This is a genomic window from Pseudomonas sp. GW821-FHT04D07, from assembly GCF_059420225.1.
Map to the genome: position 1 here is coordinate 598665 of NZ_JBWKTH010000001.1, position 23210 is coordinate 621874.

Consider the following 23210-nt stretch of genomic DNA (forward strand, 5'->3'; position numbering starts at 1 on the left):
TGAGGTAATAGGGTCATGAATCGGTTGTTTTCCATGCTCGCGTTGAGCGCGATGGCGCTGTTGGCCGGCTGTATGAGCCCGCCGCCCAAGCCCAATGACCCGTATTACGCCCCGGTGATGCCGCGCACCCCATTGCCCGCGGCGGCGAACAACGGTTCGATCTATCAGGCCGGTTTCGAGCAGAACTTGTATGGCGACCGTAAGGCTTTCCGGGTCGGTGACATTGTCACCATTACCCTTAATGAAGCCACTCAGGCGAGCAAGAACGCCAACTCCGACCTGTCGAAGAAAGATGCCAACAACTTTGGCCTGACCACGCTCTTCGGCTCGGCGGTGACCAGCGGCAATGCGAACCTGAGTGTCGGCTATGGCGGTACCAAGACCACCGACGGTTCGTCCAAGGCCGCGCAGAGCAACAGCCTGACCGGCTCTATCACCGTGACCGTGGCTGACGTGCTGCCCAACGGCATCATCGCCGTACGTGGCGAGAAGTGGTTGACCCTCAACACCGGCAATGAGCTGGTGCGCATCGCCGGACTGGTCCGGGCGGATGATATCGCCACCGACAATACCGTTCCGTCCACGCGCGTGGCCGATGCTCGCATCACCTACTCGGGTACCGGAGCCTTTGCCGATACGAGCCAACCGGGTTGGCTCGACCGCTTCTTCCTCAGCCCGCTCTGGCCTTTCTAGGTGCTATGACCATGTTCAATCTCAAGCATCTGATGGTGGCTGTGCTGCTGATGTCTAGCGCTTTCGGTGCCCAGGCCGAGCGGTTGAAGGACATCGCCAGTATTTCCGGCGTGCGCTCCAACCAGCTTATTGGTTATGGCCTGGTGGTCGGTCTCAATGGCTCGGGTGACCAGACCACCCAGACACCGTTTACCTTGCAGACCTTCAACAACATGCTCTCGCAGTTTGGCATCAAGGTGCCGAGCAATGCCGGTACCGTGCAGCTGAAGAACGTCGCGGCGGTATCGATCAGCGCCGATCTGCCGGCGTTCGCCAAGCCGGGGCAGGTGGTGGATATCACTGTCTCGTCGATCGGTAACGCCAAGAGCCTGCGCGGCGGCACCCTGTTGATGACACCGCTCAAGGGTATCGACGGTAATGTCTACGCCATTGCCCAGGGCAACCTGGTGGTAGGCGGCTTTGATGCCTCGGGCGCGGACGGTTCGAAGATCACCGTCAACGTTCCGTCGGCCGGTCGCATTCCTGGCGGGGCCTCCGTGGAGCGCGCGGTGCCGAGTGGTTTCAACCAGGGCAACAGCCTGACCCTGAACCTCAACCGTTCCGACTTCACCACCGCCAAGCGGGTGGTCGACAAGGTCAACGACCTGCTCGGCCCGGGCGTGGCCCAGGCCATCGACGGCGGCTCGATCCGCGTCACCGCGCCGCTGGACCCGAGCCAGCGGGTCGACTACCTGTCGATGCTGGAAAACCTTGAGGTTGATCCGGGCCAAGCGGTGGCGAAGGTCATCATCAACTCGCGCACCGGCACCATCGTGATCGGCCAGAACGTCAAGGTGTCGCCGGCCGCGGTGACCCACGGCAGCCTGACCGTGACCATTACCGAAGACCCGATCGTCAGCCAGCCGGGGCCGCTGTCCAACGGTACCACGGCGGTCGTACCGCGTTCGCGGGTCAATGCCCAGCAGGAAGCCAAGCCGATGTTCAAGTTTGGCCCGGGGACCACCCTGGACGAGATCGTCCGTGCGGTGAACCAGGTGGGGGCGGCGCCAGGCGATTTGATGGCGATTCTCGAAGCCTTGAAACAGGCCGGCGCCTTGCAAGCCGACCTGATCGTGATTTGAGGTCGTCGATATGGTGGACATGCGCAAGAGCGGGCTGGCAAGTACCAGCGACTCCGGTGCCTACAGTGACCTGAACCGACTGAACAGCCTGAAGGTCGGCAAGCGTGACAGCGACGCCAACATCCGCAAGGTGGCGCAGGAGTTCGAGTCGCTGTTCATCGGTGAAATGCTCAAGTCCGCGCGTTCGGCCAGTGATGTATTGGCCAAGGACAACCCGCTCAATACCCCGGCGACCAAGCAGTACCAGGAAATGTACGACCATCAGTTGGCCGTGACCATGTCGCGCCAGGGTGGTGGTATCGGTCTGGCCGATGTGCTGGTGCGCCAGATGTCCAAGAACAAGCCGTCGCGGCCTTCCGAGAGCGGGCTCAAGGTCGGGCCGCCGGCCGGTACGCTGGCGACCGAAACCCCGGTGGAGACCCCGGTCGGTGCCGGCACCAGCACGACGGCGACCTCGGCTTCGCCGTTCGTGCGTTCCAATGGTCAGCGGCCGTTGTGGGCTTCGCGGGTCGCCAGTCCGATCCACAGCAGCGACGGCAGCCTGCGCAACGATATGGCCAAGATCAATCAGCGCCGCCTGTCCTTGCCGAGCAAACTGACCGATCGCCTGGTCGCCGGGCTGGTGCCGTCGGCCGACGGCAGCCTGGCGACGCTCAACACCCAGGCCTTGCCGGCGCGCAACAGCGCCGCCAGCGATTCCGTGCTCCAGGGGCAGGCCACCCGCCGCTTGAGCAACGTGCCGGCCGCGAACCTGCAGATCTACGGTCGCGCCGTGGCCCAGCCGCCGTTGGCGCCGGCCAAGCACGCCTTCAACTCGCCCGACGAGTTCGTCGCCACCATGCTGCCGATGGCAGAGCAGGCGGCCAAGCGTATCGGTGTCGACCCGCGTTACCTGGTGGCCCAGGCGGCCCTGGAAACTGGTTGGGGCAAATCGGTCATGCGCCAGCAGGACGGCAGCAGCAGTCACAACCTGTTCGGCATCAAGGCCGGCAGCAGTTGGCAGGGGCCGCAGGCCCGCGCCATCACCAGCGAATTCAAAAATGGCCAGATGGTCAAGGAGACGGCGGACTTCCGTTCCTATGCCTCCTACCAGGACAGCTTCCACGACCTGGTGACCATGCTGCAAAGCAATAATCGCTATCAAGATGTGCTGAAGTCGGCCGATAAACCGGAACAGTTTGTACGCGAGTTGCAAAAGGCCGGGTATGCCACCGACCCGGACTACGCCAGCAAGATTTCGCAAATAGCAAAACAGATGAAGAGCTACCAGAACTACGCTGCGGCGGGCGCTTCCACGAATTTATAAGGTCTGAATCATGAGCTTGCTCAATATCGGTATGACGGGGTTGAACACGGCCTCGACGGCTTTGAACACCACCGGTAACAACATTTCCAACGTTGATACAGCCGGTTATTCACGTCAGCAGACCGTGCAGACCAGCTCTGCCTCGCAGAAATACGGTAACGTGTTCATCGGTACCGGTACGACCCTGGCGGATGTTCGCCGGGTCTACAGCGCCTACCTGGATGCGCAGTTGCAGACTTCGACCTCGCTCAACAGTGATTCGTCCTCGTACCTGGCCCAGGTCACGCCGACCGACGCCATGCTGTCGGATACCAACACCGGCATGACCGCTTCGTTGCAGAAGTTCTTCAGTTCGATGCAAAGCGTGTCGACCACCCCGACGGACGATGCGTCGCGCCAGACCACGCTGACCAGCGCCCAGGCGTTGAGCGACAAACTCAACTCCCTGTCCCAGCAGTTGAGCGCCCAGAACACCGGGATCAACACCAACCTGTCGGACATGGCGGGCCAGGTGAACAAGCTGGCGACCACCATCGCCCAGTACAACGACCAGATTTCCAAGGTGACCACCGCCGCCGGTGCCCCGAACGACCTGCTGGACCAGCGTACCGAGGCGGTTCGCCAGTTGTCCCAGCTGGTCGGGACCCAGGTGGTCGAGCGCGGTTCGAGTTATGACGTCTACATCGGCAGCGGCCAGCCGCTGGTGATGGGCAACAGCACCAACACCCTGTCCGCCGTGCCGAGCAAGAACGACCCGAGCCAGTCGGCGTTGCAGCTGGATCGTGGCACCAGTACCGTCGATATCACCTCCACCGTGACCGGCGGCGAGATCGGTGGCCTGCTGCGCTACCGCAGCGATGTGCTCGACCCGTCGATGAACGAGTTGGGGCGCATTGCCATGGTCACGTCCGACCAGATGAACAAGCAGCAGGCCCAGGGCATCGACAAGAACGGCAACTTCGGTTCGGCGATCTTCAACGATATCAACAGTGCGACCCTGGTCAGCCAGCGCAGTATCGCCAGCGCGAACAACAGCGCCGGTTCCGGCAACCTGAACGTGAACATCGCCGATACCGGCGCGTTGACCACCAACGACTACCAGGTGACCTTCAGTAGCGCGACCAACTACAGCGTCACGCGCTCGGATGGCACCGCCATGGGCGCCTTCAGCACCACCACCACGCCGCCACCGGTGATCGACGGGATCACCCTGAGTCTCAATGGCGGCGGTGCAATGAGTGCCGGCGACACCTTCAAGGTGACCCCGACCCGTAGCGGCGCCAGCGACATCCAGACCGTGATGACCAACGCGCAGAACATCGCCGCGGCGGCACCGCTGGCGGGTGTCACCAGTGCCAACAATGGCGGCACTTATACCCAACCGACCCTGGTCGACCAATTGGGCACCGCCAATGCAACGAACAACGCCCAGTTGCAGGATGCCATCAAATATGGAACGCCAGCCAAGATCGTCTTCGGTGCTGCCGCAGCGGGCACTCAGGGCTACACCCTGACCGATGCCCAGGGCAACGTGATGGGTGCTGGCACCATCGTGCCGGGGCAGGCCAACACCCTGAACCTGAAAGTGAACATGGTCGACTCCACCGGTACTCCTGTGTTGGACGCCTTCGGCGTGCAGAAGACCTTCACCGTTCAGACCACGGTCAGCGGCAACCCGAAAACCGGTGAAAGCTTCACCATGTCCATGACCGGCGCCGGCTCTTCGGACAACCGCAACAGCGCCGCGATGATCGCCTTGCAAACCAAGCAGACCGTGGGCACCAATACCGCGAGCAAGGGCAGCAGTATCTCCGATGCCTACGGTACGCTGGTCTCCAACGTCGGCACCAAGGCGGCCACGGCGACCTCGGATAACACGGCCACGACGACGATCCTGACCACCGCCAAGGGGGCCCGCGACTCTCTGTCCGGCGTCAACCTGGACGAAGAGTCCGCCAACCTGGTCAAGTACCAGCAGTACTACACGGCGGCATCGCAGATCATCAAGGCCGCGCAAACCATCTTCAGCACGCTGATCAGCAGCCTTTAAGGAGTCGTGATCCATGCGCATTTCCACCGCCCAGTATTACGAAACCACGGCCGCCAACTATCAGCGCGGCTACAACGACACGCTCAAGACCAGTGCCGAGGCCAGCAGCCTGGTCAAGGTCAACACCGCCGCCGACGACCCGGCGGGCGCGGCGCGGTTGTTGCAACTGGGTCAGCAGAGTGCGGCGTTGACCCAATACGGGACTAACATCAGCTCGCTGAAAGGTTCATACAGCCAGTCCGAGACCGCTCTGACTTCGATTCAAAGCGCTATGCAGCGTGCCCGCGAGCTGGCACTGGCCGCCAACAACGGCACCCAGACCGATGCCGATCGCCAGGCGTCGGCCCAGGAACTCAGTCAGGTCCAGCAGACAATACTGGGCCTGATGAACAGCCAGGACGCCGACGGCAACTACCTGTTCGGCGGCTCGAAGACCAGTTCCCCAGCGTACACCGCCAATTCGGACGGTACCTACAGCTACAACGGCGATCAGTCGCAGTTGAACCTGGCGATTGGCGAGAACACCTCGGTGCCCAGCAACATCACCGGTTGGGAGGCTTTCCAGCAGTCGATCAACACGGGCCGTACCCTGTCCACCATGACCGCGCCCGCCGTGGACGACGGGCGGGTGACCCTGTCCAACGGCCTGATCAGCAACAGTGCGACCTACGATGCCAAGTTCAGCGGCGGCCAGCCGTATACCATCAGTTTCCTCAGCAGTACCCAGATCAAGATCACCGATGCCGGTGGTATTGACGTCACGGCCGAAGCCAGCCAGAACGGTGTGATCAGCAATAGCAACGGCGCGAACCAGACCGTCAGCTTCCGGGGCGTGGACCTGGGCTTGAACATCAACCTCAAGCCCGGCGATGTGCCGGACCCGGTGATTGCCGGGCATACCTTCACCCTGGCCGCGCAGCCGGATACCTTCAATACCTCGCGCAGCGCGGGCAATCCTTCGGTGGCGGTGGTGACTGCGGCCACGACCACCAATGCTGCCGCCTACAACAGCACCTTTCCTGCTGGCGGGGCGATCCTCAAGTTCACCAGCGCCACGGCCTATGACCTCTATGCGGCGCCGATCTCGGCCGGCAGCAGGCCGGTGTCCTCGGGCGTCATGGCCGGCTCGACAGCGACGGCAGCGGGTGTCAGCCTGACTTTCGGTGGTGCACCGGCGGCCGGTGACCAGTTTGTGGTTCAGCCCAACAACCACCAGACCCAGAATATCCTCGATACGCTGAGCCAGATGGTCACGGCGCTGAACACCCCGGCCGATGGCAACCCGGTTGCCCAGCAGAAGCTGCTGGCCACGATGAACGCTGGCATCAATAACATCACCAGTGCGATGAACCAGGCCGGTAGCGCGGTGACCTCGATCGGCTCCCGGGGCCAGGCGTTGGACGACCAGAGCGCCACCAACCAGAGCCTGGTCCTGGCCAACACCGCCAGCCAATCGGCGATTCGCGATTCCGACCCGGCGGCGGTCATGACCCGCCTGACCCTGCAGCAGACCATGTTGCAGGCGGCGCAGTTGGCGTTCAGCAAAATCAACCAGTTGGGTCTGTTCAACAAAATCTGATCCGGGTCGGGCGTGCAAGCGCCCGATGGCTGTAACTGTCGTATACCCGCCGCTGTGACCAGCGGTTTCAGGGGCGCTGCCGCACAGGGGCGCTCCCGTTGCTTGAGAGCCCCGCCGTGAACTCGATCCCGCTTGTCAGCCTTGTCATTCCTGCTTCCAATCCACGGTTTTTCTCCCGGGCCCTGGGCGGTGCCCTGGCCCAGGAATATGCCAACCTGGAGATCATCGTGTGCGATGACAGTCTCGGCGATGAGATCGAGACGGCGGTGCAGACACTCGGCGAGCAGAGCGACAAGACCCTGCACTACAGGCGTAACCCTCAGCCGCTGGGCTATATCGGCAACTTGCAGGCGTGCCTGGATCTGGCGCGGGGCGAGTACATCAAGTTTCTGCTGGATGATGACCAGTTGCTGCCCAGCATTATCGAACAGCAGGCGCAGGTGTTCGTCGAGCACGATGATGTCAATCTGGTAATGGGCCAACGGTTTTTCTGGGATGCCGACGACCTCCAGTTGCCCGCGCGCCTGGAAAACGGTCCGCTGTCTCCAGTGTCTGGCTTGTTCAAGGCTGAGGACCTGCTGGCCATCTGCGAGAACTTCCCGGTCAATTTCTTCGGTGGCCTGACCAGCGCGCTGTTTCGGCGGGCGGACCTGGTCGAGTTGCTGCCGGCCCTGACTCAGCCCGGGCACTGTTTTGTCGCTTCGCTGGACCTGGCTTTGTACATCTGCCTGTTCCGGCGTGGCAACCTGGTGGTTTCGAACAATGTCCTGAGTATCGAACGCCTGTACCCCGAGCGTATGAATCGCCAGCAGGCGATGAGGGACGCCGCTGCGACGGAAATGCAGTGGATACTGCAAATGCTCAAGGCGCGTAGCGGTGAGAAAGCGCCGGCCCCCGGCTGGGTGCGTTATGTGCCCTTGGTGACTGCCGGTGTGGAGCCTCGTGTCTGGGAAGAGTATCCCCTGAGCCGGACCCTGGGCACCCGGCAAACCACTCAACAATGGCGGGTTGGGGTCGCCAGTGAGAGTTTTGCCCAGTTGTATGGTGAATGGCTAGCGTGTCGTAACCTGTCCGGGACCCAGCGCAAGTTGTTGCCGGACACGTTGGCCGCCTGGTCCTGGCAGCCGAAAATCGTACCTGTTGTCATTGATGAGCCAGGTGGCAGCGCCAACCTTGAAGCGACGTTGCAGAGTCTCGCCGCTCAGCTCTACGCGCCACAGCTGACGCTGGTGTTGTCCAGTGCCTGCACCGAGGTGTCGCTTGACGGGCGGGTATTTAGCCTGCCGTTGCAGGAAGACTGGCGTCAACAGTTGAACGAACTTCTGCCACAGCTTGATGAGGCTCATTGGTTCTACTTGTTGCGCGCCGGCGATCGTCTGCCGGAGCCGGCCTTGTTGGTGTTGGCCGAGCGTATCGTGATTTCACCGAATGCCCGCTGCATCTACAGCGATGAGGGCGGTTTGCGCGAGGGGGAGTCGACGGAGCCGGTGTTCAAGCCGGATTTCAACCTGGACCTGATGCGCAGCTACCCCTATGTCGGACGAGCCCTGGCGTTCCAACAGGAAGCCTTTCTGGCATTCGGCGGCTTCAATGTGCAGTGCGGCGAGCTGGCTCCCCACGACCTGTTGTGGCGAATGGTCGAAAGTGACGGTACGCAGGTGGTGGAGCACATTGCCGAGATTCAACTGGAGTCGACATTCTCGCTGTCGAAATGGTTGTCGTTACCTGAACTCGTCGAACTCAATCCACAGGTGGTGCAGGCGCATCTGCGACGTCTGGGGATCGAGCACGAGATCCACCGCAGCGATGGCCGACTGCTCAATCGTATCGACTATCTGCATGAAGCGCGGCCGCTGGTGTCGATCATCATCGTCAGCAAGGATCAGTGTGCGGCGTTGCAGCGCTGTGTCGAGAGCCTGCTGGAGAAAACCGCCTACAGTGAATACGAGCTGTTGCTGGTGGACAATGGCAGTGAAAGCGCCGAGGCCAAGATCTGGCTGTCCGGCATGGCACAGTTGGGCAGCGAGCGCCTGCGTGTGTTGGAGTATTCGCAGCAGGGCAATGCGGCGGCCATTCGTAACTTCGCGGCCAGGCAGGCGCGTGGCGAGTATCTGTTGATGCTCAACCCCTACACCGTGATTACCCAGCCCTCATGGTTGGATGAAATGCTCAGTCATGGCCAGCGTCCGGAAGTGGGGGTGGTGGGGGCCAAACTGTTCAGCCCGGAGGGGCGTGTACTGCATGCGGGGCTGATTCTCGGTCTGCGCGGCCCGGCAGGCATGCCGTTCTATGGTGAGTCGATGCAGGCCGGCGGCTACATGTACCGTTTGCAAGTGGCACATGACCTGAGTGCGGTGGGTGCCGATTGCCTGCTGATCCGCAAGGCGCTGTTCGAGCGCCTGGACGGTCTGGATGAGGCGCATTTCACTCAGGCCCTCAACGAGGTTGATCTTTGCCTGCGAGTCGGTCAAAGCGGTCATCTGGTGGTCTGGACCCCTTATGCGCAGTTGGCCATGGGCGCGCAGCCGGTTGTAACGTTGGAGCCCGAGCAACAGGCACTGCGGACTCAGGAGGAAGAGACGTTCTACAAGCGCTGGTTACCGATCGTCGCCCGCGACCCGGCTTATAACCCGAGCCTGACGCTGGACAGTCTGGGGGGCTCAAGCTTCAGTCTGGAGCCGGGCCTGCGCTCGGGATGGACTCCTTTTTCCGCCCGCTACCTACCGCGGATCATGGCGCTGCCGGTGAATGCCTCCGCCGTCGGCCACTACCGGGTCACCCAACCGCTGATCGAGCTGGAAGCGGCGGGCCGCGCAGTGGGGCGTACCTACTACAACCTGCCGTCGATCTTCGAGGTCGAGCGTCAGTCTCCTGACGTTATCGTTTTGCAGGGTCGTTACGCCGCGCAGCCGATTGATGAAATCCTCGGTCTGAAGGCCTACAGCAAGGCCCGGCGCGTCTATGAGTTGGATGATTATGTGATCAATGTTCCGCATAAGAACGGACACATTCGCAACCTACCCGATCACATGGAGATGGAACGTCTGGTACGGCGTGGCATTGGCCTGTGCGACCGAGTGGTGGTGTCCACGGCCCCGCTGGCCGATGCCTTGTCCTCCATGCACAGCGATATCCGCGTCGTGCCGAACATGCTGGCTACGGATCTGTGGACCGGGTTGCGCAACCTGCGTCGTACCTCGAAAAAGCCGCGTGTGGGCTGGGGCGGAGGCACGAGTCACGCCGGTGATCTGGCGATCATTGCCGATGTCGTCAAGGAGCTGGCCAATGAGGTGGATTGGGTTTTCTTCGGTATGTGTCCGGAAGAGTTGCGCCCCTACATGCATGAATTTCATGGGGTCATCGGACTTGATATCTACCCGGCGAAGCTGGCGAGCCTGAACCTGGACCTGGCCCTGGCGCCGTTGGAGTTCCATATCTTCAACGACTGCAAGAGCAATTTGCGTCTGCTGGAGTACGGCGCCTGCGGTTATCCGGTGATCTGTACCGATACCAAGGCCTACACCGGGTATCTGCCGTGCACGAAGATCAAGACCAACACCACTGACGAGTGGTTGAAGGCCATTCGCATGCATCTGTCCGATCCCGACGCCAGCTACCGCATGGGCGATGAATTGCGTGAGATCGTGCTGCGCGACTATATGTTGCGTGGCGACAATGTACGGTACTGGGAGCATGGCTGGCTGGCGGACTGATCCACAGGCTGCCCGGCAGTTGCCAGCAAACGGCTGTCGGGTAGCACAAGTAACCTTATTGCTATCGCCGCGAAACCCTGCACCCCACAAGGGGGGTGCTTTCGTCACTTGCCTATCACGATCCCCCTCCCCGAATCCTTGCCGGCGCACGAGCTGGCGCGTTTCCTGCAATCACTCCCTCATTACTTCAGGCCCAAGCCAATTCTCTGGCACGCCCTGAGCCTGTGATGGGCATATAGCGCTTCGCAGCCGTCCTGGTCAGGGCTCCATCGTTCAGTTCATCAGTCAACCCACCGACTGCGGGGAAAGTTATGCAAGGCAAGTACAGTTCCGAACACGCTCAACCATTGAACGAACTGTTGACGGTGGTGCTCATCACTCACAACCGGCCTGCGTTCCTGCGCAGGGCTCTGGAGTTCTACAGCCCGATGCCTTGCCGGATCATTGTGCTGGACTCGTCCGTTCAGGCGAGTGACGGTGTGGCCGATGGTTTTGAGAATGTCGACTACCTGCACCTGCCGCAGTTCGGCTACTGGGACGCCCAGGCCAAGGTCGTGTACGGTATCGCCCAGGTCACCACGCCGTACATCGTGTTTGCCGCCGATGACGATTTTCTGATACATGACTCCCTCAAGCAGTCCGTGGCTTTCCTGGAGAAAAACCCGGACTACGGCATGTGTCATGGTTATTGCCTGATGTACCTGGCGTTGGCCAACAGCGTGACGTACTACCGTCGTGACAAGAAAGTCTGTGAAGACTACTCGTCCGATCGGCCGCAGGATCGGGTCATGGACTTTATGGGACAGTTCATTCCACCTTTTTATGCCGTGCATCGTACGTCATTGTTTCGCGACTGGTACGCGTCCATGCCCAGCGACGCAAAGTTCGAGTGGCAGGAGATCGGTCATTCCTACTATATGCTGGCCAGAGCCAAGGCGCGGATCTTGCCGATTCCCTATGTAGTACGTGAAATCAACTACATACAATCAGAGCACAAGACCGACGTTTATTTCTCCCTGACTTATACCGATGCCAAGTCGGTGGCTGAACGAGAGTCTTTCGCTGAGTTTCTGGCGGCGTTGCCCGATGCTATTCCGGGCCTCGATCTGGAGCAGGGCAAGCAATTTGCACTTCAGGCTTTCGAGGCGATGGCTGACAGTCTCATCTCTCGACGTGCCTTGACCGCCGAAATCATTTTCGAGTCCCACTGGAACAGCGCCACGAAAGAGCCGGATCGACGTTTCGGTCCTCAACAGTATGTCGAGATGCCTTTCTACAATCAGGTGTTTTTCGATCAATTGAGCCATATCGAGTTCCTGCTCCACGCGATGCCGGCAGGACGTGTCCAGCTTCAGCGGCTGGAGGGTGTATGGCGGCGTCAGTACGACCTCATGCGACCGCGCAATAACGATACCGACGAGACCGTCGTTGATCGCTTGTGGCAAGCTCACGACTGCAACATATTCGATCGACACCTGATCAAGCGCCTGGCCCTGCAGCTGGAGGGACTGGGGGAGGAAGAAGATGGGCAGAAAATGGCGCTCTGGGCCGAGCGGCTGGGCACACTGCCGGACCCGAACAACCGTCGGACTTTCGAGTCGACCCGCTCTGGGCGTTTGCTCGACTGGTTGAAGGCGCGTGAACCCGGAGCTGAGCAGGTCGAGGCCTGTGCAAACTGGCTGGCAGCGCATCAAGGCGGGCCACGGTTCGGTCTTATGGTGCTTGATCTCGAGGGTGACGTGGCCAAGTTGCAGGTCACCCTGGACAGTCTGCTGGAGGGGCACTGCAAGGCGTTCCAGATCGTGGTACTGACCACCGGCGAACCCCTGGCAACGACAACGGCGCAAAACACCTTGCACTTTATCCGGGTAACCCAGGGTAATTATGTCGACAAGCTGAACCAGTCTGCTCGCCAGTCGACCTGCGACTGGTTGATGTTGGTCGAGGCCGGTGATGAATTTACCTCCAGCGGTTTGTTACGAGCCAGCCTGGAGTTGCTGGATGACGTTCAATCCCGTGCAGTGGCTACCGATGAGATTCAGCGTCAGGCCGATGGTGCGTTGGTGGATGTGTTCCGCTCCGGCTTCAACCTTGACCTGCTGCAAAGTGTTCCTGCATTGATGGCGCGCCATTGGCTGATTCGCCGCGATGTTTTCCTGGAAGTGGGTGGCTACTCCGCGGATTTCAGCAAGGCCCTTGAATTCGATCTGTTGCTGAGGATTATCGAGCAGGGCGGAATGGCGGGCATGGCCCACCTGGATGAGCCGCTGGTGATCAGCCAGGCGGTGGAGCTGCAGGAAAACGCCCAGGAGCGTCAGTCGCTGATTCGGCACCTTGCCAAGCGCGGCTACAAGGCTCAGGTCACCTCGGCGATACCGGGGACCTACTATGTAGACTATCGCCATACCGAGCGCCCCCTGGTGTCGATCATTGTGCCCAGTCAGGACAACGTGTCCGACGTGCAGCGTTGCCTGGCCAGTATCCTGTTGCGAACCCGGTATACCCATTACGAAGTGCTGGTTGCAGACAATCAGAGCCAATCCGCCTCGACGAATGACTGGTTGGAAAGTCTGGCGCAGCAAAACGCTAAAGTCCGTGTTCTGCGGGCTGACCAGCGCCTGGGCTTATCCGCGTTGTATAACGCCGCCTGTCAACAGGCCCAGGGTGAATACCTGGTGCTGCTGTCGGCCGAGAGCGAAGTGGTCAATCCGAACTGGATCGAGTCCCTGCTCAATCAGGCATTGCGTCCGGAGGTCGGTGTGGTGGGCGCCAAGCTCTTTGATCGTGACGGCAAGGTCTCCCAGGCCGGATTGATTTTTGGCGTCGAGGGCGGGGTAGGCTCGCCGGGTGTCGGAGAAGACAAAGAGGCTGCAGGGTATCTGCAGCGTCTGCTGATCGAGCAGAATTACAGTGCCGTTTCTTACGCCTGCCTGATGATTCGTCAGGAGGTTTACGGCGCTGTCGGTGGGCTGGACGAAGAGGCCTTTGCCGAGTCTTTCGGTGACGTTGACCTGTGCTTGAAAGCCGGGTACGCAGGCTATCTGACGGTATGGACGCCGCAGGTGCAGATTCTGAATCCTGGGACCGTCCCGCAAGACCCGCAAGCGCTTGAAGCGCTTCGCGAAAAATGGACTCATGTGTTCGAGGGGGACCAGGCGTACAACAGGAATCTTGCCTTGACCGACAAGGGCTTTGTCTTGCGCGGCGAGAGCCGTGTGGATTGGGCGCAATGGCTGGCTTAGGTTCGACGGAAAAACCAAAAGGAGGTGCGACATGCTCAACCTCATCACCCGTTATCGGCGTCGGTTGGCCGGTTCTTGTGTCGAGTCAGGCTCATGATGCCTTATCAGATTCCCTACGGGCGTCAGAATATTGATCAGGCCGACATCGATGCGGTGGTTGCGGTCCTCAATTCGCCCTGGCTGACCCAGGGGCCGACCATCGAGCGGTTTGAGCGCGCCGTGGCCGCACACTGCCAGGCGGACTTTGCGGTTGCCGTGTGCAATGCCACGGCCGCCCTGCATATCGCCTGCCTGGCGGCGGGGCTGGGGCCGGGCGACCGCCTTTGGACCAGCCCCAATACCTTCGTGGCATCGGCCAACTGCGGGCGTTACTGTGGGGCCGAAGTGGATTTCGTCGATATCGACCCGCTGACACTGAACCTCGATGCCGGTTTATTGGCACGCAAGCTCGAGGCTGCCGAGTTGAACGGGCAGTTGCCGAAGGTGGTCGTGGCGGTGGCTTTTTCCGGGCAGAGCTGTGACATGCAGAGCATTGCCCGGCTCGCCGAGCGTTATGGCTTTACCCTGATCGAAGATGCGGCTCATGCGATAGGCGCTGGTTACCTTGGGCGTCCGGTGGGCTGTGGCGACCACGCGGTGATGACGATTTTCAGTTTTCACCCGGTCAAGATCGTCACCTCGGCCGAGGGCGGCATGGTCCTGACCAACGATCCGGAGTTGGCCGCTCGCCTGCGCAGGTTGCGCAGCCATGGCATCACGGGCGAGCCGGCACAGATGAAGGTGCCGGACCACGGGCTCTGGTACTACCAGCAACTGGAGCTGGGGTTCAACTACCGCATGACGGACCTGCATGCGGCACTCGGCCTTTCGCAAATGAGCCGGATCGATGAGTTCGTCGCCAAGCGACGTGAACTGGCGGCACGCTATGACCGGCTGCTGGCCGGGTTGGCGCTCACCTTGCCATTCAATCAGCCGGGGGCCGAATCGGCTTGGCATCTCTATGTGGTGCGCTTGCAGCTTGAGCATATCCAGAGCTCTCAACGCGAGGTGTTCGAAGCCTTGAGGGCCGCTGGAATCGGCGTCAACCTGCATTACATCCCCGTGCATCTGCAGCCTTATTACCAGGAGCAGGGGTTTGCCGAGGGCGACTTTCCTGAAGCCGAGCGCTATTTCGGCGAAGCAATCAGCCTACCCTTGTTCCCTGACCTGACCGAAGAACAGCAGGATTACGTCGTGGCGCAGTTGAGCCAGGTCCTGGGGCAGGCGTCATCAGCAAACTCAAGGGCAAGACATGCGTGAACTGAGTGAACAAGAGCATTTTTGGCGCGGCGACTTCGGTGATCAATATGTGGCCCGCAATCAGGGGCAGTCGCTGATCGCTGCCAACCTGGCACTGTTTGCCAAGGCGTTGGCGCGCACCGATCGTATCGAAAGCCTGCTGGAGCTGGGGACCAACACCGGCAACAATCTGCAGGCGCTGCATCGACTGCTGCCCGGTTGTGCGTTGCAGGGCGTGGAGATCAATGCCAGCGCCCATACCCAGGCCCGGGCGCTGGAGATCGCCGATATCTGGCTCGGTTCGCTGTTCGACTTCCCCCGCGAGCGGACTTGGCAGCTGACCTTGAGCAAGGGTGTGTTGATTCATCTGGCGCCGGAGCTCTTGCCGGCCGCCTATGAGCAGCTCTACGAACTGAGCCATCGTTATATCCTGATTTGCGAGTACTACAGCCCGGCACCGGTCGAGGTGACTTACCGCGGCAACAGCGGCAAGTTGTTCAAGCGTGATTTTGCGGGGGAAATGCTCAATCGCTACCCTGATCTGCAGTTGCTCGACTATGGCTTCGGTTATCACCGTGATCCACAGTTTCCCATCGATGATGTGAACTGGTTTCTGCTGGAAAAGCGTTCTTGAGCGCAATCGCGATCATTCCGGCGCGGGGTGGGAGCAAGCGTATCCCGCGCAAGAACCTCAAGCTGTTCCACGGCGAACCGATGATCGTGCGTTCGATCCGTGTCGCGCTGGCATCGGGATTGTTCGACCAGGTGGTGGTCAGCACCGATGACCCGGAGATCGCTGCGCTGTCTCGGGCTCACGGTGCGCAGGTGCCATTTGTGCGGCCCGCGACGCTGGCCGATGATTTCACCGGGACGGCCGCGGTGATCGTGCATGCCATCGAGACACTCGAACAGTCGGGATCGGCATTCGATTACGCCTGCTGCATCTACGCCACCGCACCGTTGTTGCAAACGCGCTTTCTGCGCCAAGGCCTGTCGTTGCTGGAGCGGCATGCCGACAAGTCTTTCGCCTTTTCGGTTTGTGAGTTCGGTTTTCCGATCCAGCGCGCGCTGACCCTGACCGGGGACGGGGCATTGACGTCACTGTATCCCGAATACCGGCAGACCCGCTCCCAGGACCTGCCGCCGGCGTTTCAGGACGCCGGGCAGTTCTACTGGGGACGCCGCGAGGCCTGGTTGCGCGGGGATCTGCTGTTTTCCGAGAAAAGCCTGCCGGTGCAGTTGCCGCGCCATCTGGTCCAGGATATCGATACCGAGGAAGACTGGCGCCGGGCCGAATATCTCTACGCCGCGCTGAAGGCGGGTGGAGAGTTGCAATCATGAGAGTGCTGATTCGCGCCGATGCCTCGGCAGTCATCGGCAGCGGGCACGTCGCACGCTGCCTGACCCTGGCCCGGGTCCTGCGCGACAGTGGTGCCGAGGTGGTATTTGCCTGTCGGGAATTGCCCGGCAATGCATTGACTCGCCTTGCCCAGGAAGGATTTCGTGCATTCGTGTTGCCTGCCGGCTACCCGGGAGAAAACCTCGCGCTGGGTATCGAGGCACCTTTGCCCTGGCAGGCGGATATCGCCGCCTTGGGCGTATGGCTGGCGGCAGAGCCGGCTTTCGACTGGATCGTGGTCGATCACTACGGTCTTGACCATCAGTGGCAGGCCGCCGCTCGTCAATGGGCGCGCCAGATTGCGGCCATCGATGACTTGAACAACCGCCGGCATGCGGTGGATATCCTGTTCGATCAGAACTTCACCGCCAACGATCCCGAATACGCCCAACGTACTGTGCAACCCTGTCGCCATCTGTTCGGTCCGCGTTACGCGCTGATTCGCGATGAGTTCCGGCGCGATCCCCTGCCAATCAAGGCCCGGCCGAATCGGCTGCTGGTGAACTTCGGCGGGCTGGATGCTGTGGGCGAGACCTGGAAGGCCATGCTGGCTCTCGCGGACTTCAAGGATCTGGAAGTGGACTTCGTGGCCGGGACCTCCAACCCGAGGTTGGCGCAGATGCAGGTCATGGTGGTGGATCGTCCACACTGGCGGTTGCAGACATTCGTCAGCGACTTCGCGGCGTTGATGGCGCGTGCCGACCTGTTTATCGGTGCCGGTGGCGGTACCAGTTGGGAGCGGGCGGCGCTGGGGTTGCCGACCCTGTGTATCGCCGTGGCGGACAATCAGCAGGCCAATGCCGAGCGATTGGCTGGGGCTGGGGCGCATGTCTATTTGGGGCGCAGTGAAGAAGTTGATGTCGACAGCCTCAGGCAGGCCATCGTTTTTCTCCTGGGCAATGTCAGCCTGCGGCGCAGCCTGGCCGCACAGTCGCGGCGTCTGGTGGATGGGCTGGGGGCGCGGCGGTTCGCCGTGGCCTTGGCCGGTACCAGCCTGGCCTTGCGTCCGGCCACGGTGGAGGATTCGCGGCTGTTGTTTGACGGCCGTAATACCGAGTCGGTGCGGCGTGCCTCGTTGAGTCCCGAGCCCATCGTCTGGGAAGCGCATCAGGCCTGGCTGGCCGCGAGCCTGCTCGACCCCGGGCGTCTGCTGCTGATCGCCGAGGCCGCGGATGGCCCGGTGGGTGTGTTGCGCTACGATCTGGCGGGCAGTCGCGCCGAAGTTTCGCTGTATCTGTTCCCGGACCGTGCCGGCCTGGGCTGGGGCAGGGCACTGCTGGCCCGTGGCGAAGCCGCTGTGCGCGAGCACTGGCCGCAGGTGACGGTAATCGACGCCCAGGTACTGCCGGACAACCCGGCTTCCATCGAATTGTTCCGTCACGGCGGCTATGTCCAGTCGACCTGCCGTTTCGAGCGTGTGGTAAAGGATCAGCACCATGACTAGTTTCAAGATCGGCCAGCGGGTGATCGGCCCGGACGCGCCACCGTTCATCATTGCCGAGATGAGCGGCAACCATAACCAGTCGCTGGAGGTGGCGCTGCGGATTGTCGAGGCGGCGGCCAAGGCCGGTGCCCATGCGCTCAAGCTGCAAACCTACACCGCCGACACCATGACCCTGGACCTGGACGAAGGCGAGTTCTTCATCCAGGACCCGGCCAGCCTCTGGGCCGGCTCGTCGCTCTATGCCTTGTATGAAAAGGCCCATACGCCCTGGGAGTGGCACGCGCCGCTCTTCGCCCGCGCCCGGGAGTTGGGCATGCTGGCGTTTTCCACGCCCTTCGATGAAACGGCGGTGGACTTTCTCGAAAGCCTCGACGTGCCGGCCTACAAGATCGCCAGTTTCGAAAACACCGATCTGCCATTGATCCGGCGCGTGGCGGCGACCGGCAAACCGCTGATCATTTCCACTGGCATGGCCAGCGTCGCCGAGCTCGATGAAAGCGTACGCGCCGCCCGGGCCGCCGGTTGCCAGGACCTGGTGCTGCTCAAATGCACCAGCACCTACCCGGCCAGCCCGGCAAACAGCCATGTGCGGACCATTCCTCATCTGCGCGAATTGTTCGGCTGCCAGGTCGGGTTGTCCGATCACTCCATGGGCGTGGGGGTGGCGGTGGCGGCGGTGGCGCTGGGGGCGACGGTGGTGGAGAAGCATTTCACCCTGGATCGGGCCGATGGCGGTGTGGACTCGAGTTTTTCCCTGGAACCCGCGGAACTGGCCAGCCTGGTCGTCGAGACCGAACGGGCCTGGCAAGCCCTGGGGCAGGTGCACTATGGCGTCACCGAGGCCGAACGCAAGTCCCTGGTGTATCGCCGCTCGTTGTATGTCACCCGCGATATGGCGGCGGGGGAAACCTTCAGCGCCGAGAATCTGCGGGCGATCCGCCCCGGCCTGGGACTGGCGCCCAAGCATCTCGACGCCGTGCTCGGACGCAGCGCCCGGCAGGCCCTCAAGCGCGGCACGCCACTGGCGTGGTCGCTGGTTGAATAAGCCTTTGTAGGGATGATTCGGCAAAATAGCGTGACCTGCGAGTCATAACGCGCATCTTCACTGTATTGTATTGACCTGGAAGATGGCGCCTGGCTCATGACCGGTCCGGTGTTAGCCTTTTGTTCTTCCGGCAGCCGCCCCTCCGTGGGCGGCGTCAAATCTCTGTTTGTCGGCAGCCCTCGGTTCTGGTGAGCGAGGGTTTTCAGCTGTTTATTATTGGGAAGCCGTAATGATTGGCATAAAGAGCATTGCGAGCTACGTGCCTGTAGCCGGCGTGGACAATTACGCACAAGGTGCAAAATTCGAGAAGGATGAAGCGTTCATCCTGGGCAAGATCGGTTCGGCCTTCCTGCCCCGCAAGGATGATGAGCAGGAAACCTCGGACCTGTGTGTCGAGGCGGTGAACGCGCTGTTCGCCCGCAATCCCGAGCTCAAGCGCGAATCCATCGATGTGTTGATCGTGGTCACCCAGAACGGTGATGAGGAAGGCCTGCCGCATACCGCCGCCATCGTCCAGGACAAGCTTGGCCTGCCCACCAGCGTGGCCGCATTCGATATCTCCCTGGGCTGCTCCGGTTATGTCTACGGCATTTACGCGATCAAGGGTTTTATGGAAGCCGCGGGCCTGAAGAACGGCTTGCTGGTGACCGCCGACCCGTATTCGAAGATTGTCGACCCGGAAGATCGCAACACCACCATGCTCTTCGGTGATGCGGCGACGGCCACCTGGATGGGTGAAGACGCGCCCTGGCAGTTGGGCAAGGCCAAGTTCGGCACCGACGGGTCCGGCGCGCCGCACCTGAAGGTCAGCAACGGCGTATTTTTCATGAACGGTCGCCAGGTGTTCAACTTCGCCCTGCTCAAGGTTCCGGCGCACCTGCACGAGTTGCTCGAGGAGTCCGGCTTGCAGGCGGACGATATCGATGCGTTCTGCATTCACCAGGGCAGCGCGGCGATTGTCGATGCCGTGGCACGGCGTTTCGAGGGCGAGCCCGAGAAGTTCATCAAGGATATGGTCGAGACCGGCAACACGGTGTCGTCGAGTATTCCGCTGTTGCTGGAAAAACATGTCCTCGACTCGACCTGGAAGCGCGTGGCCCTCAGTGGCTTTGGCGTGGGTTTGTCCTGGGGCTCGGCGATTATTCATCGGCGTTGATTGCATAAGGTCGCAAAAGGGCGCTTCAGGTGAGATAACCTTGAGCGCCTTTTTTTTGCGCGGATGTTGAGTGAGGCGGCATGAGCGAGAGTTTCGAGCAGAACCTGCAAGTCATTGGTGCCCGTTGGCCGGGTTTGCTGGCGCGCCTATTGGCCGAGGACAGCGAGTCGTTGCCGGTCGAGCTGGTGGAGGGGCTGGGCTCGACCCTGAGCGTGGGCGGCATTCAGCTCACCAGCCGGCATGATCGTGTCGCCGAGGCGCGCCTGCAGGCGGTCAGCCTGCCCCCGGACAGCCCCATGCTGCACCTGTATGGGGTGGGCTTGGGCGATCTGCAACAGGTGCTGCTGGAGCTGCCGACACTCAAGCGTCTGTGTGTTCATGTCCTCAACGGGGCTCTGTTCAAGCTGGTGCTGGGGTTGTTGGACCAGCAGTCCTGGTTGAGTGATCCACGGGTCGAACTGAGCTACGCCGCCGACCATCCCGAGATTCTCCTGCCGTTTTTCGCCTTGCCGGCCGAATTGGTGCTGGCCGATGACTTCAATGCGCGGATGCGTGATCGTCTGGTCGGGGAAGTGCACCTGACCTTCAATAACCGCGAGTTCGATCCGCGGTCCGCGGAAATTGTTCAACGTCTGCAGGACACTCGCGAGGTGTTTGGTGCCGATCGCGATGTGGCCGAGCTGTTCTCGACCCGGATGGGTCAGCACGTTTATGTGATCGGCACCGGGCCGACGCTGGAGCAGCAGTTCGAGCGGTTGCGTGCAATTGGCCGGCAACCGGACCGGCCATTGCTCATCAGCGTCGACACTGCCTATCGGCCGCTGCGTGAGCACGGGATCAGGCCCGATATCGTGGTCAGCATTGACCGGCGCATCGGTTTCCGGCACTTGCCTCCTGAAGCGTCCGACGGTATTCCCCTGGTCTATATGCCGATGAGCGATCCCCAGGTCCTGCAAGCCTGGAAAGGCCCGCGCTACGGCGGCTATTCCATCAGCCCGATCTATGCCCCGGTGCGCGATCGGCTCCATAGAGGCTTGCTGTTCGTCGGCGGCAGTGTCCTGCACCCGGCGGTCGATTTGGCGGTGAAGATGGGTGCGGCCCGCATCACGCTGTTTGGCGCTGACTTCGCCTTCCCGATGAACAGGACCCACGCGGGCTGGAAGGATGGCGACCTCGGCCCCGGTGTCGACCTGGCACGACACTGGGTGCTGGACGGCCATGGACAACGGGTCAGGACGCAGTTGAACTTCCGTCGCTACCTCGTCGAACTGGAACGCTATATCGCCCGTCATCCGCACGTGAGTTTCCTCAACAGCAGCCGGGCGGGGGCACGGATCGTCGGCGCCGGGTTCGACCAGGAGTTCGTGCAATGAGTCGACTGGCGCAATGCATCGAAGGTGCCCGTGGGTGCGCCAGGTTGTTTCGTCTGGGTCGCGATGTGGAGGCGGCCTTGGATATGGTCGAGGTCTTCGACGCGGCTCAAGGAGTATTGGAAGGTGCTTCGCAGGAGTCCCGGCAACAGTGGACGCAACTGCTGACCTGCATGCTGGCTTGCCAGGAATCGCAGGACTGGTTGGGGCTGGCCGACTGGATGGAGTACGAACTGGTGGTGTTGCTGGAGTCAGCGGCAGTTCCCTGACGTCATTTTTTTTTCGTTGGTGGGGCGCAAGCCCTTGTTTTCCAAGGTGTGGCAGTGTGCTAGCAAAATTTTTGAAAAAAGCCCTCAAGCAACCTGCTATCCCGACGATAACTATTACGAAGGTTCTCTAGGCCACACCCGGCGCTTGCCAGGGCCGGAAAGCCGCAGTACCCAACCAACGAGGATTTCGTCATGGCATTAACCGTAAACACCAACGTAACTTCACTGTATGTTCAAAAGAACCTGAACAGTGCAGCCAGTGCTCTGTCCACCTCCATGCAGCGCCTGTCTTCCGGCCTGAAAATCAACAGCGCCGCAGACGACGCCGCCGGCCTGCAGATCGCCACTCGCATGACCAGCCAGATTCGTGGTCAGAACGTTGCGGTAAAAAACGCCAACGACGGTATCTCCCTGGCGCAGACCGCTGAAGGCGCACTGCAAGAGTCCACCAACATCCTGCAGCGTATGCGTGAACTGGCTGTTCAGGCCCGTAACGGCACCAACGGTACCGCTGACCAGACCGCGACCAACGGCGAATTCGCCCAGATGTCGGACGAACTGACTCGTATCTCCGCCTCTACCCAGCTGAACGGCAAAAACCTGCTGGACGGTTCGGCAGGTGTCGTTACCCTGCAAGTCGGCTCCAACACCGGTTCCGCCAACCAGATCAACCTGACCCTGAGCTCCAAGTTCGACGCCGTCAGCCTGTCGGTTGGTAGCGGTACTGTGATGCTGACCGGTGCTACTTCGGCAGCCGCCGCTTCGAACATCGACAACGCAATCACCGCGATCGACGCTGCAATCGCCGCCATCGGTGCTACCCGCGCCAACCTCGGTGCTTCGCAGAACCGTCTGACCAGCACCATCTCCAACCTGCAGAACGTGACCGCGAACGTGACCGCCGCACAAGGCCGCGTACAGGACACCGACTTCGCTGCTGAAACCGCTCAGCTGACTAAGAGCCAGACCCTGCAACAGGCTTCCACCTCGATTCTGGCCCAGGCCAACCAACTGCCTTCCTCTGTACTGAAGCTGCTTCAGTAATTTTGGAATGAGTTTGGGCGGGAGAGTGTGCTTGCCGCGCTCTCTCGCTTTTTCACGTTGAGAGGTGATGGACATGGACATGAGTGTAAAGCTTAATCTGTCTTACCCGGCGGTTACTCCAACCGGTTCGGGCTCTGTTGCCGATAAATCAGCTGCGGCGCCTCAGGCGGATACGGCGAAAGCTGTTTCGGCCACCAGCAAGGATTCGGATTCTTCCGATAGACTCAAGCAGGCTGTACAGGATATCGAGAAGTTCGTTCAATCGATCAGGCGCAACCTGGAATTTTCCATTGACGAGCACTCCGGGCAAGTCGTGGTCAAGGTGATCGCCAGCGAGAGCGGCGAGGTGGTTCGACAGATCCCCTCCGAAGAAGCCTTGAAACTGGCGGATAGCCTGAGCTCGGCCGGTAGCGTATTGTTCGACGCGAAAGCCTGACAGCTGGCATGAATAGTGTGTTCAAGTTCTTCGGGCGCTGGCAAAGGTCAAAAGACTGGCAGCAA

The 23210-nt window shown here is 61.1% G+C and carries 17 protein-coding genes; all 17 read left to right on the forward strand.

Annotated elements, in window-relative coordinates:
• Positions 1 to 15: 15 nt before the first annotated feature.
• The gene (gene flgH / locus AC07T0_RS02845; RefSeq protein ID WP_494999757.1) at positions 16 to 693 is read left to right on the forward strand and encodes a flagellar basal body L-ring protein FlgH; all 678 of its coding nucleotides are present in this window, start codon (positions 16 to 18) and stop codon (positions 691 to 693) included.
• An 11-nt stretch (positions 694 to 704) separates the two neighbouring features.
• Entirely contained in the window at positions 705 to 1814 is a 1110-nt protein-coding gene (locus AC07T0_RS02850; protein ID WP_494999758.1) for a flagellar basal body P-ring protein FlgI, read from the forward strand.
• 10 nt (positions 1815 to 1824) lie between these two features.
• The gene (gene flgJ / locus AC07T0_RS02855) at positions 1825 to 3120 is read left to right on the forward strand and encodes a flagellar assembly peptidoglycan hydrolase FlgJ (RefSeq protein ID WP_494999759.1); all 1296 of its coding nucleotides are present in this window, start codon (positions 1825 to 1827) and stop codon (positions 3118 to 3120) included.
• Positions 3121 to 3130: 10 nt separating this feature from the next.
• Positions 3131 to 5170, forward strand: a complete 2040-nt coding sequence (flgK, locus tag AC07T0_RS02860; RefSeq protein WP_494999760.1) for a flagellar hook-associated protein FlgK — start codon at positions 3131 to 3133, stop codon at positions 5168 to 5170.
• Between the two features lie 13 nt (positions 5171 to 5183).
• Positions 5184 to 6749 (forward strand): flagellar hook-associated protein 3, encoded by a 1566-nt coding sequence (locus AC07T0_RS02865; RefSeq protein ID WP_494999761.1) that lies wholly within the window; start codon positions 5184 to 5186, stop codon positions 6747 to 6749.
• A gap of 116 nt (positions 6750 to 6865) precedes the next feature.
• On the forward strand, positions 6866 to 10462 hold the full coding sequence (locus tag AC07T0_RS02870; protein ID WP_494999762.1) for a glycosyltransferase: 3597 nt from the start codon (positions 6866 to 6868) through the stop codon (positions 10460 to 10462).
• A gap of 311 nt (positions 10463 to 10773) precedes the next feature.
• Entirely contained in the window at positions 10774 to 13704 is a 2931-nt protein-coding gene (locus tag AC07T0_RS02875) for a TIGR00180 family glycosyltransferase (protein ID WP_494999763.1), read from the forward strand.
• Between the two features lie 93 nt (positions 13705 to 13797).
• Positions 13798 to 15003 carry a UDP-4-amino-4,6-dideoxy-N-acetyl-beta-L-altrosamine transaminase gene (gene pseC, locus AC07T0_RS02880; RefSeq protein ID WP_494999764.1) on the forward strand — a complete coding sequence of 402 codons (1206 nt, stop codon included), beginning with the start codon at positions 13798 to 13800 and terminating at the stop codon, positions 15001 to 15003.
• Positions 14996 to 15616 carry a pseudaminic acid biosynthesis-associated methylase gene (locus AC07T0_RS02885; RefSeq protein WP_494999765.1) on the forward strand — a complete coding sequence of 207 codons (621 nt, stop codon included), beginning with the start codon at positions 14996 to 14998 and terminating at the stop codon, positions 15614 to 15616. The genes pseC and AC07T0_RS02885 overlap by 8 nt, the downstream gene beginning before the upstream one ends.
• Positions 15613 to 16323 (forward strand): pseudaminic acid cytidylyltransferase, encoded by a 711-nt coding sequence (pseF, locus tag AC07T0_RS02890; protein WP_494999766.1) that lies wholly within the window; start codon positions 15613 to 15615, stop codon positions 16321 to 16323. Before AC07T0_RS02885 ends, pseF begins: the two co-directional genes overlap by 4 nt.
• Complete coding sequence (pseG, locus tag AC07T0_RS02895) at positions 16320 to 17825, forward strand: UDP-2,4-diacetamido-2,4,6-trideoxy-beta-L-altropyranose hydrolase (RefSeq protein WP_494999767.1); 1506 nt, start codon at positions 16320 to 16322, stop codon at positions 17823 to 17825. The genes pseF and pseG overlap by 4 nt, the downstream gene beginning before the upstream one ends.
• The gene (pseI, locus tag AC07T0_RS02900; RefSeq protein ID WP_494999768.1) at positions 17818 to 18870 is read left to right on the forward strand and encodes a pseudaminic acid synthase; all 1053 of its coding nucleotides are present in this window, start codon (positions 17818 to 17820) and stop codon (positions 18868 to 18870) included. The genes pseG and pseI overlap by 8 nt, the downstream gene beginning before the upstream one ends.
• Positions 18871 to 19099: 229 nt before the next feature.
• Complete coding sequence (locus AC07T0_RS02905) at positions 19100 to 20026, forward strand: ketoacyl-ACP synthase III (RefSeq protein ID WP_494999769.1); 927 nt, start codon at positions 19100 to 19102, stop codon at positions 20024 to 20026.
• An 80-nt stretch (positions 20027 to 20106) separates the two neighbouring features.
• The gene (locus tag AC07T0_RS02910) at positions 20107 to 21399 is read left to right on the forward strand and encodes a motility associated factor glycosyltransferase family protein (RefSeq protein WP_494999770.1); all 1293 of its coding nucleotides are present in this window, start codon (positions 20107 to 20109) and stop codon (positions 21397 to 21399) included.
• Positions 21396 to 21665 carry a hypothetical protein gene (locus tag AC07T0_RS02915; RefSeq protein ID WP_494999771.1) on the forward strand — a complete coding sequence of 90 codons (270 nt, stop codon included), beginning with the start codon at positions 21396 to 21398 and terminating at the stop codon, positions 21663 to 21665. The genes AC07T0_RS02910 and AC07T0_RS02915 overlap by 4 nt, the downstream gene beginning before the upstream one ends.
• Before the next feature lie 192 nt (positions 21666 to 21857).
• Positions 21858 to 22709, forward strand: coding sequence for a flagellin domain-containing protein (locus AC07T0_RS02920; RefSeq protein ID WP_494999772.1), 852 nt, complete (start codon positions 21858 to 21860; stop codon positions 22707 to 22709).
• Positions 22710 to 22782: 73 nt separating this feature from the next.
• Positions 22783 to 23145 (forward strand): flagellar protein FlaG, encoded by a 363-nt coding sequence (locus AC07T0_RS02925; RefSeq protein ID WP_494999773.1) that lies wholly within the window; start codon positions 22783 to 22785, stop codon positions 23143 to 23145.
• The last annotated feature ends 65 nt before the right edge of the window (positions 23146 to 23210 follow it).

Bases quoted from the DNA above. Each gene is read 5' to 3' on its own strand.
- flgH (WP_494999757.1), top strand. From the start codon at position 16: ATGAATCGGTTGTTTTCCATGCTCGCGTTGAGCGCGATGGCGCTGTTG.
- AC07T0_RS02850 (WP_494999758.1), top strand. From the start codon at position 705: ATGTTCAATCTCAAGCATCTGATGGTGGCTGTGCTGCTGATGTCTAGC.
- flgJ (WP_494999759.1), top strand. From the start codon at position 1,825: ATGGTGGACATGCGCAAGAGCGGGCTGGCAAGTACCAGCGACTCCGGT.
- flgK (WP_494999760.1), top strand. From the start codon at position 3,131: ATGAGCTTGCTCAATATCGGTATGACGGGGTTGAACACGGCCTCGACG.
- AC07T0_RS02865 (WP_494999761.1), top strand. From the start codon at position 5,184: ATGCGCATTTCCACCGCCCAGTATTACGAAACCACGGCCGCCAACTAT.
- AC07T0_RS02875 (WP_494999763.1), top strand. From the start codon at position 10,774: ATGCAAGGCAAGTACAGTTCCGAACACGCTCAACCATTGAACGAACTG.
- pseC (WP_494999764.1), top strand. From the start codon at position 13,798: ATGATGCCTTATCAGATTCCCTACGGGCGTCAGAATATTGATCAGGCC.
- AC07T0_RS02885 (WP_494999765.1), top strand. From the start codon at position 14,996: ATGCGTGAACTGAGTGAACAAGAGCATTTTTGGCGCGGCGACTTCGGT.
- pseG (WP_494999767.1), top strand. From the start codon at position 16,320: ATGAGAGTGCTGATTCGCGCCGATGCCTCGGCAGTCATCGGCAGCGGG.
- pseI (WP_494999768.1), top strand. From the start codon at position 17,818: ATGACTAGTTTCAAGATCGGCCAGCGGGTGATCGGCCCGGACGCGCCA.
- AC07T0_RS02905 (WP_494999769.1), top strand. From the start codon at position 19,100: ATGATTGGCATAAAGAGCATTGCGAGCTACGTGCCTGTAGCCGGCGTG.
- AC07T0_RS02910 (WP_494999770.1), top strand. From the start codon at position 20,107: ATGAGCGAGAGTTTCGAGCAGAACCTGCAAGTCATTGGTGCCCGTTGG.
- AC07T0_RS02915 (WP_494999771.1), top strand. From the start codon at position 21,396: ATGAGTCGACTGGCGCAATGCATCGAAGGTGCCCGTGGGTGCGCCAGG.
- AC07T0_RS02920 (WP_494999772.1), top strand. From the start codon at position 21,858: ATGGCATTAACCGTAAACACCAACGTAACTTCACTGTATGTTCAAAAG.
- AC07T0_RS02925 (WP_494999773.1), top strand. From the start codon at position 22,783: ATGGACATGAGTGTAAAGCTTAATCTGTCTTACCCGGCGGTTACTCCA.